Genomic DNA, 15,551 nt, shown 5'->3' with positions numbered 1-15,551 from the left:
ACGTGAATTCGCCAATATCTGGATGATAAACAGCACATATTTTGTTGTCGGCTCATTGCTTCAAGGCGGCGGTCCAGACGAGGCAAATCCATACGGGGCATATGTTTGACCGCTTGTTGACAAGGGCAGGAGCGCCAATTATTTTTGTCGGAAAAAAAATTTAAGCGTATTACGTTAACTGACAAACTTCATGCGGACAACCTCCTATAATGAAAAACACATTACATTCGGAATGGTGGTGTCTGCTCATGGAAAAGGAAAACGCGGTTGTGCTTCCAGGTGTGAAACGGACAGGTCTGGCTCAAACGATGTTGCAGAAAGGTCGGGAATGGGCCGCCGCACGGCGATTCATACAAGTCATTTTAGCCAAAAAGTGGACATTCTTACTTGTAGGTGTAGCCTTCTTGCTCGGAAGGGCGGTTATACTCGAATCGCTTATGCCTTTTGCTATCGCTTATTTCGCAGTTATTTATTTTATGAGAAGGGATATTTACCCATGGGTGGCGATATCCTTGGTTGCAGGAAGCTGGCTGGCCGCCGATCCGGCGCCGATGTGGATTGCGATGGAAATCGCGGTGCTGTTTCTATTTCTGAAGGGCTTGGAGGCATATGAGAAGGCGGAGCTGTCGTCGGCGCCGATTCTGGTGTTCGCCTCAACGCTATTGGTGCAGATGTTCAGCGTATTTATAGGGGACGAGCTTAGCTGGTACAATTTTATGCTCGTCGTCGTGGAAGCAGCACTCGGATTTGTGCTTACGCTCGTGTTTATACAAGCTATCCCCGTTCTAACGATGACTAAAAAATCTGCCTCGCTCAAAAACGAAGAAATTATATGTTTGATGATTTTGCTCGCTTCTGTCATGACGGGGGCGGTCGGATGGGTTTTCTACGGCCTGTCGGCAGAACATGTCATGTCCAGATATATGCTGCTGCTGTTTGCTTTGGCAGGCGGCGCCCCGCTTGGCGCTTCGGTCGGTGTTGTTGCAGGACTCATTCTAAGCTTGGCTGACTTTGGTGCAGTCGTTCAAATGAGCTTACTCGCGTTTGCGGGATTGCTGGCTGGCTTGCTGCGTGAGGGCGGCAAAATGGCAGCGGCATTTGGAATGTTGCTTGGGACATCGATTTTATCCATATATGTAGGGAGTCAGGCTGATGTGATGAGCTCCACCTGGGAGTCAGTAGCGGCAGCCATGCTGCTTATGCTGACGCCGCGAAGCATGATTCGCACGATCTCGCGCTATGTGCCGGGAACGAATGAGCATGCCAAGTCACAGCATGAGTACGCGAAGCGGGTGCGTGAGGTGACAGCGGACCGCGTATCGCAATACTCGGACGTGTTCAGCCAGCTGTCGCGGAGCTTCGGCCAGCTCAACAGCAGTGCAACGACCTTGAACAGAGAGGATGAGATCAGCCATTTTATGAATGCGGTTGCCGAGCGCAGCTGCTCCAGCTGTCATAGGCAAAACGCATGCTGGGAGGACAAGTTTTTCCATACGTACAAAATGATGACCGATATGATGACCGCTGTAGAGGAGGATCGTGTTCCATCTGCCAAGGAGATACCGCGGGCTTGGTCAGCGCACTGTGTTAAATCCTCACAGGTGCTAACGGATATGACGCAGCAGTACGAGCTTTATCAAAATAATATGCATTGGAAGAAGCAAATATTCGACTCGCGCAGACTTGTTGCAGATCAATTGCATGGCGTGTCGCAGGTGATGGAGGATTTGGCAAAAGAAATTAAACGAGAGGGGCAAACGCTGCATTTGCAGGAGGAGCAAATTCGAGAGGCGGTGGAGGGACTAGGCTTATCGGTGCAAGGGATCGATATTGTAAGTCTGGAGGAGGGAAATGTAGATATAGAGGTCTATCACTCGTTTGGACAAGGGTATGATGAGTGCCGCAAAATTATCGCGCCGCTGCTTAGCGATATTTTGGGCGAGCATATAGCGGTTAAATCAGAGAGTCCGCCAACGAGAAACGGTGAGCCAACGCTTGTTGCCTTCGGCTCGGCTAAGCAGTATGAGGTGGAGACTGGCATTGCAGGAGCTGCTAAAGGAGGCGATTTGCTGTCTGGAGACAGCTTTAGCATGGTTGAGCTTGGAAATGGTAAATTTGCTGTTGCGATTAGCGATGGCATGGGCAATGGCGAGCGTGCGCGGCAGGAAAGCAGCGCGGCATTGTCTATTTTGCAGCAGCTGCTGCAGTCCGGCATGGATGAGAAGCTGGCAGTGAAGTCCGTCAATTCCGTGCTCTTATTGCGTTCTTCCGATGAGGTATTCGCTACCGTCGATTTGGCGATCGTTGATTTGTATACGGCGCAGACGACGTTTATGAAAATAGGGTCAACCCCAAGCTTTATTAAACGAGGAAGTGAGGTCATTCCGGTCACGGCAAACAATTTGCCTATTGGCATTCTTCAAGATATTGACGTCGATTTTGTATCCATGCAAATGCAGTCCGGCGATACGCTCGTTATGATGAGCGACGGCATTTATGATGCACCGGGCCTTGCCGTTAACAAGGAGCTATGGATGAAGCGCATTATAAGCGAGCTGGAAACGGATGATCCGCAGGAAATGGCGGACGCGCTGCTAGAGAAGGTGGTTCGCCATCATAATGGCGAGATCGTTGATGATATGACGGTGCTCGTAGCGCGGATCGATAAGCATTTGCCGGAGTGGGCGTCCTTCCGCTTTCCTGGCATTACGCGCATGGAGCGCCCAAGGACGGTGAGCTAAAAAGTATTACTTCGTAATATTAAGTAATCCTAAGTAGAGAGGTGGGCGGATATCGGATCTAATCATTAAGCAAGCTGAAGCCTTTTGTCAGTCAGCTCAATTGCAGCTGGCGGCCAAACGGCTTCTTTTTGTTGCTTGTTTGACCTAATTGAAGTTGGGAAATGAAACAACAACCGTTGCACACGGTGGTTATCTCACTGTAAGGTGTATATATCCATATCTTCCATCTCTGAAACAGAAGCGTTTCATCTATTTATTGACCTTATAGAATTAGCTGATGAATGATATAGTGGAAGTGAATACCTGCCATCATGCGATGGTGGCGTAATGCTGTCTGCCGTTTGCTTGCAATTATTGATCTTTTTACTAGTCTAGCTGTTTATCCCTCTCAAAAAAGGCAAAGCTAATAGGAAGGCTGAGGCGGAGCCTACGCTTACGAAGCAGTGTTTGTTACACAAACACTGAGCTAACGCTTACGAAGCTGTGTTTGTTACACAAACACTTGAGGAGGGTAAACAATTATGAAGCAAATATTATTAATAACGGATGGCTGCTCCAATGTGGGGCTGAGTCCGGTCGTAGCGGCTGCGCATGCGCATTCGGATGGCATTTCCGTTAATGTGGTAGGCGTGCTGGATCATGGCGATGTGGGCGAACTTGGTGCTGCGGAAATTGATGAGATTGCGCGTGCAGGCGGCGGACTAAGCAGAATGGTGAATACGCGCCAGCTATCGCAGACGGTGCAGATGATGACGCGCAAGACAGTGGTGCAGACGATTCAGCTGGCGGTGCAAAAGGAACTCAAGCAGGTGCTGGGCAATGGATCGATTGAGGCGCTTCCGCCGGAGAAGCGGAGCGATGTCGTTCGCGTAATCGATGAGCTGGGGGAGACATCAAGCTTGCAGGTGGCGCTCCTTATTGATGCTAGCGCAAGTATGAAGCCAAAGCTGGCTGCGGTTGAGGAGGCCATACGCGATTTGATGCTTAGTCTGCAGGCTAGGCAAGGAAAAAGCGAGATTTCGGTCTTTCATTTTCCAGGCTCAAGACATGGGGATGATTGCGTGATGGATCTAGGCTGGACAAGTCATCTTAATGGCGTGCAGGGCATTTTCCCGAGGCTGCAAATGGGCGGAACGACACCTACGGGTCCTGCGATTATGCAAGTGATTGATTTTTACCGCAAGGGAGATTATGGTAAGAAGAGCAGAGATGAAACGGATGGGATGATGAGTGACTACGTCGTTTAAGGTTGATCTTCGCCGCGGCATGGTGGTGACCGGCAAGTGGAAGCAGGGACGGTACCGGGTTGAGAGGTTGCTTGGTGAGGGCGCAAACGGTAAAGTATATCTCGTACAGCGCGATCGCAGCTGGTATGCCTTGAAGCTTGGTCTCGATGCGATTGATCTGCAATCCGAGATTAACGTATTGCAGTCGATCGCCAAGCAGAAGCATCACGGGCACGAAACCTTTCTTTTTGACGTGGACGATTTGTACGGGCCGGATGGACGGGAATATCCTTTTTATATTATGCGGTATGTGCTTGGCGCAACGCTTGGCGACTACTTGAAGCAAAACGGCTCGGAGTGGTTTCCGCTTGTGGGCCTCAACCTGCTCGGCAAGCTGGCGAAGCTGCATCAGGCGGGCTGGGTGTTTGGCGATCTAAAGGTGGAGAATGTGATGGTGGCCGATTACGGGCATGTCGAGCTGGTTGATTATGGCGGCGTAACAGCGGCAGGCAAAGCGATTCGCCAGTTTACGGAAATCTATGACCGCGGCTACTGGAACGGAGGCTCGCGTTCGGCTGACCCGAGGTACGATCTATTTTCCTTCGGCGTTTTGTGTATTCAGCTGCATGAATCGAAGCGGCTCCATCAGCTGACATTGGAGCTTTTGCCGCAAAATCGTTCAGAGAGCGATCTGATTCAGATTGCGGAATCCAGCCCGGCACTAAAGCCGGTAGCCGGATGGCTGCGCAAAGCCTTTGCAGGCCAGTTCGCCGATGCCGGCGAGGCATCTGAAGCTTGGCGATCCTTAATGCATAGACGGGATACGCACAGGCCTTCCGCTACGCCGGTGTGGCTGAAAGGGCTTGTTGCCGCATCAGCGGTGCTGCTCGGAACATCGGTTTATTGGTTGCTGCGAATTGTGCTGTGAGATCAGCCATGAGCAGGGAAGTGAAGGTGAGGGTAATACATATGAATCTGGGGAACGAACTTGAGAAAGCGGCAGCGGAGCGCGGGCTATGGTCAACGGGCGATTGCATCGTAGTAGCGGTATCCGGCGGTCCGGATTCCATGGCGCTGCTCCATTTGCTGGCCGCTTCTGCGAAGGAAAACGAATTAACGATCATTGCGGCTCATGTGAATCACGGTTTTCGCGTAGAAGAGTCGGCGCATGAGCTGATGGTCGTTCGGGCATTCGCGGAGGAGCTTGGAGTCGTTTGCGAAACGGTCACATTCGACATGCCTACTTATATAGAAGAAACACGTTTGAACGGACAGGCTGCTTCTCGCGAGAGACGATATTCATTTCTGCATGAGATTGCAGCGCGTTACGGAGCCTCGCGAATTGCGCTGGCCCATCATGCTGACGATCAAGCAGAAACCGTGCTTATGAGGGTTATACGGGGGACAGGCTTAACCGGGCTAGCTGGAATTCTTAGCAAAAGACGTGAAAAAAACGTGGAACTTATCAGACCGCTGCTGCGTATGAAGAAGTCAGACCTTCTACGTTACTGCGAAGAGCATCATATCCCGTACTGCACGGATAGCAGTAACACAGAACGCCATTATTTCCGAAATATTATTCGGTTAGATATTTTACCGTATTTATCTCGGCATAATCCGCAGCTATCCCAATCACTTCAGCGGCTTGCTGAGGTAGCAGGGGCGGAAGACGAGTGGATGGAGAAACAAACCGAAGCGTTATTCGCGCAGCTCGTTACGCTATCCCCCAATGAATGCTCGATTAGCTGCATCGATTTGCACGGTCTCCACGTCGCTTTACAAAGGAGATTGATTAAACTAATATTAAGTTATCTTTCTAAAGAAACGGAAAAGATATCCTTCGAGCAGATTGAGACGATGCGGCTTGCTGCTTCCGCTAATGCGCCAACAACTTGGCGAATTGATGCCGGTGCCGGTATTCGCTGCGCGCGTGAGTACGATATGATGCGATGGCTTCAAGTCCCGCAGCATTCGTCAGACGATGCGAGCGCCTATTCGTGTGAGGTAGGAAGAGATACAGCCAGCTTGAAAGTCGAGCAAAGCGGATGGACATTTGCGTTTTTCCATGCATCTGCAGAAGATAGCCGCAAGCCTGCTTCACGCTATGAAGCTTGCTTCGATGTTTCAGAGTTAATGTTTCCGCTCGTCATTCGAAATCGGCGGCCGGGCGACAGAATTCAGGTTTTAGGATTAAATGGTTCGAAAAAAGTGCAAGATATGTTCGTTGATGAGAAAGTTGCTCCGCTGAAGCGGGAGACGTATCCATTGCTGTTCGATGCAGCAGGGAAATTGCTCTGGATTCCGGGCATTCGCAGATCAAGTCACGCGCTTACGGAGGCGCACACAGAAGGTGTGCTTTTCATAAGGGCAGGCAACGAATAAGAAGCACTGGTACACTCATAAACATAGTTAAGGCGTAGGGGGATTTCTACTTTGCAGAACGATATTCAAGAAGTATTGTATGACGCGCAGCAAATTGGCGACAAGGTAAAAGAGCTTGGTGAAACACTAAGCAAAGATTTTAGCGGACGCAATCCGCTCGTTATTTGCGTTCTTAAGGGCGCATTTATTTTTATGGCGGACTTGGTGAAGGAAATGACTGTACCGCTTGAAATTGATTTCATGGCCGTATCAAGCTATGGGCAATCGACTAAATCGTCTGGCGTTGTCAAAATCATTAAAGACCTTGATGTTTCGGTCGAAGGCCGCGATGTTCTGATCGTTGAGGACATTATCGACAGCGGACTAACGCTTAGCTATCTAATCGATGTTCTTGAGCGTCGCAATGCGAAGTCGGTCACCGTCGTTACATTGTTTGATAAACCTGCTCGCCGTACAGTGGAACTAGAAGCGGATTACAAGGGCTTTACGCTGCCGGACGAGTTTGTTGTCGGTTATGGACTGGATTTTGCAGAGAAATATCGCAATCTTCCTTACATTGGCATTTTGAAGCCGCAGGTTTATGAGAAATAAAGAAATAATAGCGATTCACCCGTACATGCCCTTCTCCGTACACCTCTATTGTTATGGAAAGTCATGCTATGGTAAAATATTTTAAGCGTCTGAGAGGAGGTTGGGGATGAATCGGATCATCCGTAATACTGGTTTTTATTTAATTATCTTTTTGGTGACCGTTGGGATTTTTCAATTTATCAGCAGCCAAAATGACACGACAGTTGGATTGCGATATGACGAGCTACGTGCTGCAGTTGAATCAGGCAATGTGAAAGAACTGAGTGTCAAGTATGAGAATCAAACTTATTTTGTTTCTGGTAAATATAATACAAAGCCTGCAGGCGCGGAAAGCGACCAATTTGTATCTAGGGTCAGCGTCAAAGCGGAGGAGAAAATCCTCGCATGGCAGGAGCAGTTCGGGTTTAAGCTTGAAAGCAAGGAAATGGATCAGCCAAGCATTTGGCTTACATTCCTCACTTCCATCATCCCGTTTGTCATTATCTTTGTCCTGTTCTTCTTCTTAATGAATCAAGCTCAGGGCGGCGGCGGCAAAGTGATGAACTTTGGCAAGAGCAAAGCGCGGCTTTATGATAATGAGAAGAAGCGGATTACATTTGAAGATGTCGCTGGCGCAGACGAGGAGAAGCAAGAGCTCGTTGAGGTTGTAGACTTCTTGAAGGATCCGCGCAAATTCAACCTGGTAGGCGCTCGCATACCGAAGGGCGTATTGCTCGTTGGTCCTCCAGGTACAGGTAAAACATTGCTTGCTCGCGCAGTAGCAGGGGAAGCAGGCGTGCCGTTCTTCAGCATTTCCGGTTCCGACTTCGTAGAGATGTTCGTCGGTGTCGGCGCATCCCGTGTGCGTGACTTGTTTGAGAATGCGAAGAAAAACGCTCCATGTATCATTTTTATCGATGAGATTGATGCTGTAGGTCGTCAGCGCGGCGCCGGTCTTGGCGGCGGTCATGATGAGCGTGAGCAAACGCTCAACCAATTGCTCGTTGAAATGGACGGCTTTGGCGCTAACGAAGGCATTATTATTATTGCAGCAACGAACCGTCCGGATATTCTTGATCCGGCACTTCTTCGCCCAGGCCGCTTTGACCGTCAAATTACGGTTGATCGTCCAGACGTGAAAGGCCGTGAGGCGGTTCTTAAAGTACATGCTCGCAACAAACCGCTTGCGAAGGACGTTAAGCTTGAAGTTATCGCGAAGCGTACAACTGGCTTCAGCGGTGCTGATCTCGAGAATTTGCTCAATGAAGCAGCTCTACTAGCTGCTCGTCGCAACAAAAAGGATATCGCTATGGTTGAGGTTGATGATGCGATTGATCGGATTATCGTCGGTACGGAGAAGAAGAGCCGTGTTGTCAGTGATCGCGAGAAACGGATTGTTGCTTACCATGAGGCAGGACATACCATTGCAGGCTACTTCTTGGAGCATGCGGATATTGTCCACAAAGTTACTATTATTCCTCGCGGCCGCGCTGGCGGATATGTCATTATGCTGCCGAAGGAAGATCGTATGCTTGTAACGAAGCAGGAGCTTCTTGATAAAATTACTGGCCTTCTCGCAGGTCGCGTAGCGGAAGAGCTGTTTATTGGTGAAATCGGAACGGGCGCATACAGCGACTTTAAACAAGCGACTAGTATCGTTCGTGCGATGATTATGGAATACGGTATGAGCGATAAGCTTGGACCGATGCAATTCGGCAGCTCGCAAGGCCAAGTGTTCCTAGGCCGCGATATCGGTCATGAACAGAACTACTCCGATGCGATTGCCTACGAGATTGACCAAGAAATGCAATCCATCATTACCGGCTGTTACGACCGTGCAAAGACGCTATTGTCAGAGAAGAGCAAGGAAATGCATTTGATTGCTCAAACGCTGCTTAGCGAAGAAACGCTTGAGCTCGAGCAAATTAAACGATTGGTTGAGACTGGTTCTTTGGAGGGCGGCCCGTCGTCTGACGGAGCGGCAACAACAACGGAATCAACGGTAGAACCTATCGTGGAGACGGTTGGCGATGTGAAGGTGCGCATTCAGACTCGTGAGCAGGATGAGATTAAAGCTCCTTCTCTTGAGAAACGCGACAACCCGAAAGATCCGGATAAGACCGAGTAGATTTTTGATATTGAAGCGTGCTGTAGTCGTTCTGCTACTTGTAAAGAGTAGCAGGACGACTTTTTTTTCTTTATTAATGTTCGGATTTAGCCTATAATACGGGTATAAACCTTTGACCTAAATTGGAAAATCTAACATGAAGGTTTGCTGTTATTGGCCAATATGTTACATATATGTTACGTAAAATCCTTATCAGTGATTTAATGTTATATAACCTGACTCCAAATCATTGACGTATATTTTTTTGTAACTATAATGAAATAATAGCGGCCAGAAACAGCAAGAATAAGAAAGTATTCAGGGGTTGCAAGGCTTTACCTAAATTTGAGCAAGGGAGAGAACACGCATGAAAAAAACATTTAGCTTTATGCTCGTTATGATGATCGCATTGACACTTGTGTTGTCAGCTTGCGGAGCGAAGAAAAACAATGAGGGCGGCGCAGGCACAAACACAAATGAGGGTGCCAAAGTAGAATCCGATGGTACGGGTAAAGATTTTAAAATCGGTATGGTAACTGACGTCGGCGGCGTTCATGACAAATCGTTTAACCAAAGCGCATGGGAAGCATTAGAGAAAGTAAAGGCTGAAACAGGCGCAGAAACGAAGTTCTTGGAAAGCAAAGGCGAAGCAGACATGGAGCCGAATCTGAACAGCTTCGTTAAAGAAGGCTACAACCTGACTTGGGGTATTGGTTTCTTGTTCAATGATGCGCTTAGCAAAGTGGCAAAAGAGAACCCGGATGTAAAGCTGGCTGTTATTGACAGCGTAATTGAAGCGCCAAACGTTGCTTCGATTACATTCGCTGAGCATGAAGGCTCTTTCCTAGTAGGTGTTGTTGCAGGTCTTATGACTAAAACAAACAAAATCGGCTTTGTAGGCGGCATGGAAATTCCGGTTATCAAACGTTTTGAAGCAGGCTTCGCAGCGGGCGTAAAAGCAGTTAAGCCAGATGCGGCAATAACTGCTAGTTATACTGGCGACTTCGGTAAGCCTGACCTCGGCAAATTGTCTGCAGCGACTATGTATGATTCTGGCATTGACATCATATTCCACGCTGCCGGCGCAACAGGCAACGGTGTGTTCAATGAAGCAAAAGCTCGTAAAGATAACGGCGATGACGTTTGGGTTATCGGCGTAGACAAAGATCAATCGCTTGAATTCGGTGATGAAATCACGCTTACGTCGATGATGAAGGGCGTAGAAACAGCGGTTCATAAAGTTTCTAAAGACCTGATTGCAGGCAACTTTGCTGGCGGAACAACTCAAGAGCTTGGTTTGAAAGATGATGCAGTAGGTTTGCCGGCAACAAGCAAGAACGTTCCTGCTGATGTGCTTGCAAAAGTAGATGAATATAAAGCAAAAATCGTTAGCGGCGACATTAAGGTACCGACTGAATAGTTTCCTTTATCCAAAGGTATCCTTTGATTGAGGTTCGTATGTCGATGTATCAGACAAGACCGGCTTCGGCCGGTCTTTGTCCTTTTTTTTGTGGTTTAGTCAGCGTTAGAAAACCGGGGAGATGATGAGAATGGACCGGAGTTTGACAGCAGTACAGTTGAAGGGTATTACAAAACGCTTCCCAGGGCTCATTGCAAATGATTCCATTAATTTTGAATTAAAAAAGGGCGAAATCCATGCGCTTCTAGGTGAGAACGGCGCGGGTAAGTCGACGCTTATGAACATTTTATTCGGATTATATCAGCCGGATGAAGGTGAAATTTGGATTAATGGCGAGCAGACTGTCATAGAAGGCGCGTCAAAAGCCATTGATTTAGGCATCGGCATGGTGCATCAGCATTTCAAGCTGGTACAGCCTTTTACAGTTGCTGAAAATATTGTCCTTGGCAATGAGCCTGTCAAAGGTTTGAAAATCGATTATAAGCTGGCAAATGAGAAGGTTCGGGCGATCTCCGAACGTTATGGTCTAAAGGTAGATCCTCAGGCGCGGATTAAAGATATTACGGTAGGTACACAGCAGCGGGTCGAAATTTTGAAAACGTTGTATCGTGGTGCGGAAATTGTCATTTTCGACGAGCCGACTGCCGTTCTAACCGTACAGGAAATCGAAGAGTTGATCGAAATCATTCGCAATCTGGCTGCAGAAGGCAAGTCGATTATAATTATCACGCATAAATTAAAAGAGGTTATGGCGCTTGCCGACTCTGTAACGGTTATAAGAAGAGGCAAGGTTGTCAAAACCGTCAGTACAGATGAGACGAATGAGCAGCAGCTTGCTGAGCTTATGGTAGGCAGGGATGTGTCCTTCGAGGTCAAGAAGACGAAAAACGAGCCAGGCAAGGTTGTCCTTTCGGTTGATGATTTGCAAATGAAGGGCGAGCATGGCAAAAATGCATTGAACGGCACCAGCTTTAACATTCGTGCCGGAGAAATTGTCGGCATAGCCGGTGTTGACGGCAACGGTCAAAGCGAGCTTATCTATGCGATTACCGGCATGCGAAAACTAGATGGCGGCAGCGTGAAGCTGAATGGCCGTGATATGACGAATCTGTCCCCCCGCCAAATATCAGTTGCAGGCGTAGGCCACATTCCGGAGGACCGGCATAAGCACGGTTTGGTGCTTGATTTCTCGGTTAGTGAAAATATGATTTTAAATACTTACTTTGAGCCGGAATTTGGCCGCTCGATGTTTATTGACTACGATGCGATGGACAAGCTGGCTGACAAGCTCGTAACGGAATTTGATGTACGCTCGTCAGGTATCCATACTCATGCGCGCGCACTCTCTGGGGGCAACCAGCAAAAAGCGATTATCGCACGCGAGCTGCATAAGGATCCTGATTTGCTTATTGCTGTGCAGCCGACACGCGGGCTCGATATTGGCGCGATTGAATATGTGCATAAGCGGCTGGTACAAGCCCGCAATGAGGGGAAAGCGATCTTGCTCGTATCCTTCGAGCTTGATGAGCTTTATGCTTTATCCGATCGGATAGCGGTCATGTACGAAGGCAAGCTAATGGGCGAGGTTGACGCTGAGCGCAGAGATGATCAACAGCTTGGTTTGATGATGGCTGGCAATAAGTCGGCCGTTGCTGCATCAGAGGGGAGAGGATAGCGTATATGGAAACATTAAAGAAAATATTTAATAAATCTTCTATCCTTATTCCAGGTGTGGCGATCATACTCGGGCTATTGATCGGCGCTATTGCTATGCTAGCTGGAGGCTACAATCCTATTCTGGCCTACAGCTCATTGCTGGACAAGCTCTTTAGCACGCCTTACAACATGGGCGAAGCCGTTCGGGCGATTACTCCATTGATCTTTACGGGTCTTGCGGTTTCGTTCGCTTTCCGTACTGGACTTTTCAATATCGGGGTAGAGGGACAATTTGTAATGGGCATGACAGGCGCAACGATTATAGGGGTTCTGCTCGACTTGCCTTGGTATATCCATGCTCCGCTTGCCATTATTACGGGAGCTGTATTCGGTGGGCTATGGGCGGCAATTGCCGGATATTTGAAAGCAAAACGCGGCGTCAACGAAGTTATTTCTTCCATTATGCTGAATTGGATCGCCTTGTTCTTGTCTAATTTTATTATTGCGAAGTTTCTGGTCGAGAAGGGTCAGCAGAAATCGATGGCCGTTCATGAATCGGCAATGGTGAAGATTGACTGGCTTATTAAATTGACGGACAACGCTCGGATGCACTGGGGAACGATCATTGCACTCATCTGCATCGTCGTGTTTTATATCGTGCTTTGGCGTACGAAGCAAGGCTATGAGCTGCGCGCCGTTGGACATAATCCCGATGCGGCACTGTATGCGGGGATGAATGTTAAATTAACGATGGTTAAATCGATGTTTATAAGCGGTGTGTTTGCCGGCCTCGGCGGCGTGTTTGAAATTTTGGGCGTGTTCGGCAACCAGACGGTTATGGCTGCTTCACCGGGATACGGTTTCGATGGCATTGCGGTAGCATTGCTTGGCGGCAATACGCCAATTGGCGTACTTCTTGGTGCAATCTTGTTCGGCGGCCTCAGCTACGGCTCGGCAGGCATGAGCTTTGGCGCTGGCGTTCCGCCAGAGGTTGTGCGCATTGTAATCGGCGCCGTTATTTTCTTCGTTGCTTCGCATGGATTGGTGAAGTGGTTCTTGAAGCCTTTTCTAAATAAACGTGCAAGCAAGCGGAAGGAGGCGGTGTAGAATGAACGTAATCGATGTCATTGGACAGCTTATTAATACAACACTTGTGTTTTCCACCGCTCTTATCTTTGCAGCACTCGGGGGAATGTACTCCGAGCGTTCAGGTGTCGTCAACATTGGGCTGGAGGGCTTGATGGTATCCGGCGCGTTCGCTGCTGCGGTTGCTACCGAATATGCCATTCAGGCTGGCCTCGGAAATGCGTCTCCTTGGATCGGACTCGTAGCGGCAGCCATATATGGTGTCTTAGTTTCGCTGCTGCATGCCGTATCCACCATCACGTTCAGGGCCGATCAGACGGTCGTGGGCGTCGTTATTAACATTTTCTCGCTAGGATTGTCGCTTTACTTAACCAAAAGCTTATTTGACGGTTCGGGACAAACGCCGCAGCTTGCAAACGTATTTCACAAAATGAAAATACCTTTCTTATCGGATATACCGCTGCTTGGCAAAGCGATCTTTACTGCTTATCCAACAACATATATCGTCATCATTCTTGCAGTTGTCAGCTATTTCGTTCTTTTCCGCACGCCATTTGGCTTAAGACTTCGCGCGGTGGGCGAGCATCCTAGCTCTGCGGACACTGTCGGAATCAGCGTTACGAAATATCGTTACATCGGTGTATTGCTCAGTGGAGCGCTCGCAGGTCTCGGCGGTGCAACGATTACGCTGACTACGACGAGCAGCTTTGCGCATAATACGATTTCGGGGCAAGGCTTTATCGCGCTGGCAGCGCTCATTTTCGGCAAATGGAATCCCCTTGGCGTCGTTGGAGCAGCCATGTTCTTTGGCCTTGCACAAGCACTAAGAAGCTTCGCGCAGCTGTTTGAATTCTCGAAGCAAATTCCAGTTGAGTTTTTCTACATGCTGCCTTACGTTCTGACGTTAGTCGTACTGGCAGGAGCTGTCGGCCGCTCGAACGCTCCTTCAGCACTTGGACAGCCTTACGATCCGGCTAAGCGGTAGTGTCATTAAAGATGCAAAGGTCTCTATTCCATTATGGATGGAGGCCTTTTATTCATTTTTGAACACCTAATGAAGTTGAACTTTGCTATCAGATAGCCTACTTGTTAATTAATTTTAAATTGCTGCCCGAAAATGGCCTTTAATACATTGACAGTAGCATCTACCACGTGTAAATTAAATCTTAATCAAATGAATTTATCCCTTTTGGTTTAAACTATAGGTAAGCGACTTTCTAAGTTTGTGCATCAATTCACAAAGTTCAGCTTGCCGTATAACGGAATGGGCATTATCCCCCATCCCTCATAAGAGGAGAGGATTTACTGTGGAAGCACTGGCACTGGAACGCAAGGCGGAGCAAAACCGTGAGCTGCGTGAACGGTTGTTACAGTTGAAGAAAGAACGGAATGCTATCATTTTAGCCCATTATTATCAGCGTGATGAAATTCAAGAGGTAGCTGATTTCCGCGGAGATTCCTTCTTGCTTGCTCAGAAGGCAGCTCAAACGGATGCCGATGTTATCGTATTCTGCGGCGTTCACTTCATGGGCGAGAGCGCAAAGATTTTGGCGCCAAACAAGACGGTCATCATTCCCGACGAGCGTGCAGGCTGCCCGATGGCAGACATGGTAAGCGTGGACGGCTTGCGCAAGCTGAAAGCGCAGCATCCAAATGCAAAGGTCGTTACGTATATCAACTCGTCTGCGGAAATCAAGGCTGAGACGGACATTTGCTGTACGTCGGCGAATGCGGTTAAGGTTGTTAACTCGGTTGAAGGTGACGAGATCATCTGGGTACCGGACAAAAACCTTGGTCACTATGTGCAGCAGAACACCGATAAGAAAATGATTATCTGGGAAGGCTACTGCAACACGCATGACATGCTTACCGTGAAAGACGTAGAAGAAATGAAAGCGAAATATCCGAACGCACAGTTTGTTGTTCACCCGGAATGCCGTCCTGAGGTTGTCGAGCTTGGCGATTTTGTAGGCAGTACAACCGCAATTATCAAATATTGTAAAGAATCGGAGTGCCAGGAGTTTATCGTAGGCACAGAGGACGGTACAGGCTACCAGCTTCGACTAGACAGCCCAGACAAAACATTCCATTTTGCATCTAAATATTTGGTATGTCCTAACATGAAGGTAAATAATTTGAAGAAGCTCGTAAAATGCTTGGAAACGATGCAGCCTCAAATTTATGTACCGCCGCATGTTGCGGATCAAGCACGTTTGTCCTTGGAGCGCATGCTACTCGTGAAGTAGTATGCGCTACTCCTATGTTTGAAATATAAGACTTATTCGTACTCATTTCCTATTATGCTTATATTTCACCACGAAACGAAAGCAACAAAGCCAAAGCCGGCTTTTGCCGTTTACGCT

At 48.3% G+C, this 15,551-nt stretch carries 11 protein-coding genes; all 11 read left to right on the top strand.

Translation table 11 applies throughout. The features are described 5' to 3' along the window. Positions 1-248: 248 nt before the first annotated feature. The 11 genes from spoIIE to nadA all read left to right on the top strand — a co-directional run bounded on the left by spoIIE (position 249) and on the right by nadA (position 15,434). Positions 249-2,741 (top strand): stage II sporulation protein E, encoded by a 2,493-nt coding sequence (gene spoIIE / locus AC2TDN_RS20475; protein ID WP_484690030.1) that lies wholly within the window; start codon positions 249-251, stop codon positions 2,739-2,741. 521 nt (positions 2,742-3,262) lie between these two features. Then, on the top strand, positions 3,263-3,988 hold the full coding sequence (locus AC2TDN_RS20470) for a vWA domain-containing protein (RefSeq protein ID WP_484690029.1): 726 nt from the start codon (positions 3,263-3,265) through the stop codon (positions 3,986-3,988). Next, positions 3,972-4,895, top strand: coding sequence for a serine/threonine protein kinase (locus AC2TDN_RS20465; RefSeq protein ID WP_484690028.1), 924 nt, complete (start codon positions 3,972-3,974; stop codon positions 4,893-4,895). The genes AC2TDN_RS20470 and AC2TDN_RS20465 overlap by 17 nt, the downstream gene beginning before the upstream one ends. Before the next feature lie 41 nt (positions 4,896-4,936). Next, positions 4,937-6,349, top strand: coding sequence for a tRNA lysidine(34) synthetase TilS (tilS, locus tag AC2TDN_RS20460; protein WP_484690027.1), 1,413 nt, complete (start codon positions 4,937-4,939; stop codon positions 6,347-6,349). A 51-nt stretch (positions 6,350-6,400) separates the two neighbouring features. Next, entirely contained in the window at positions 6,401-6,940 is a 540-nt protein-coding gene (gene hpt, locus AC2TDN_RS20455; protein WP_482069006.1) for a hypoxanthine phosphoribosyltransferase, read from the top strand. Positions 6,941-7,046: 106 nt separating this feature from the next. Further along, on the top strand, positions 7,047-9,047 hold the full coding sequence (gene ftsH / locus AC2TDN_RS20450) for an ATP-dependent zinc metalloprotease FtsH (RefSeq protein ID WP_482069007.1): 2,001 nt from the start codon (positions 7,047-7,049) through the stop codon (positions 9,045-9,047). Between the two features lie 346 nt (positions 9,048-9,393). Continuing rightward, complete coding sequence (locus AC2TDN_RS20445) at positions 9,394-10,446, top strand: BMP family lipoprotein (RefSeq protein ID WP_484690026.1); 1,053 nt, start codon at positions 9,394-9,396, stop codon at positions 10,444-10,446. A gap of 130 nt (positions 10,447-10,576) precedes the next feature. After that, complete coding sequence (locus AC2TDN_RS20440; protein ID WP_484690025.1) at positions 10,577-12,121, top strand: ABC transporter ATP-binding protein; 1,545 nt, start codon at positions 10,577-10,579, stop codon at positions 12,119-12,121. A 5-nt stretch (positions 12,122-12,126) separates the two neighbouring features. Continuing rightward, positions 12,127-13,209, top strand: a complete 1,083-nt coding sequence (locus AC2TDN_RS20435; RefSeq protein WP_482069010.1) for an ABC transporter permease — start codon at positions 12,127-12,129, stop codon at positions 13,207-13,209. Position 13,210: 1 nt separating this feature from the next. Next, complete coding sequence (locus tag AC2TDN_RS20430) at positions 13,211-14,173, top strand: ABC transporter permease (RefSeq protein ID WP_484690024.1); 963 nt, start codon at positions 13,211-13,213, stop codon at positions 14,171-14,173. A gap of 322 nt (positions 14,174-14,495) precedes the next feature. Then, entirely contained in the window at positions 14,496-15,434 is a 939-nt protein-coding gene (gene nadA / locus AC2TDN_RS20425; protein ID WP_482069012.1) for a quinolinate synthase NadA, read from the top strand. Positions 15,435-15,551: the final 117 nt, after the last annotated feature.

It is taken from the genome of Paenibacillus sp. Y660, assembly GCF_057221575.1.
This window is presented reverse-complemented; position numbering and strand designations above follow the sequence as displayed.

Excerpts from the sequence above, each read along its gene's own strand:
- spoIIE (WP_484690030.1), top strand. The coding sequence starts at position 249 with ATGGAAAAGGAAAACGCGGTTGTGCTTCCAGGTGTGAAACGGACAGGT.
- AC2TDN_RS20470 (WP_484690029.1), top strand. The coding sequence starts at position 3,263 with ATGAAGCAAATATTATTAATAACGGATGGCTGCTCCAATGTGGGGCTG.
- tilS (WP_484690027.1), top strand. The coding sequence starts at position 4,937 with ATGAATCTGGGGAACGAACTTGAGAAAGCGGCAGCGGAGCGCGGGCTA.
- ftsH (WP_482069007.1), top strand. The coding sequence starts at position 7,047 with ATGAATCGGATCATCCGTAATACTGGTTTTTATTTAATTATCTTTTTG.
- AC2TDN_RS20445 (WP_484690026.1), top strand. The coding sequence starts at position 9,394 with ATGAAAAAAACATTTAGCTTTATGCTCGTTATGATGATCGCATTGACA.
- AC2TDN_RS20440 (WP_484690025.1), top strand. The coding sequence starts at position 10,577 with ATGGACCGGAGTTTGACAGCAGTACAGTTGAAGGGTATTACAAAACGC.
- AC2TDN_RS20435 (WP_482069010.1), top strand. The coding sequence starts at position 12,127 with ATGGAAACATTAAAGAAAATATTTAATAAATCTTCTATCCTTATTCCA.
- AC2TDN_RS20430 (WP_484690024.1), top strand. The coding sequence starts at position 13,211 with ATGAACGTAATCGATGTCATTGGACAGCTTATTAATACAACACTTGTG.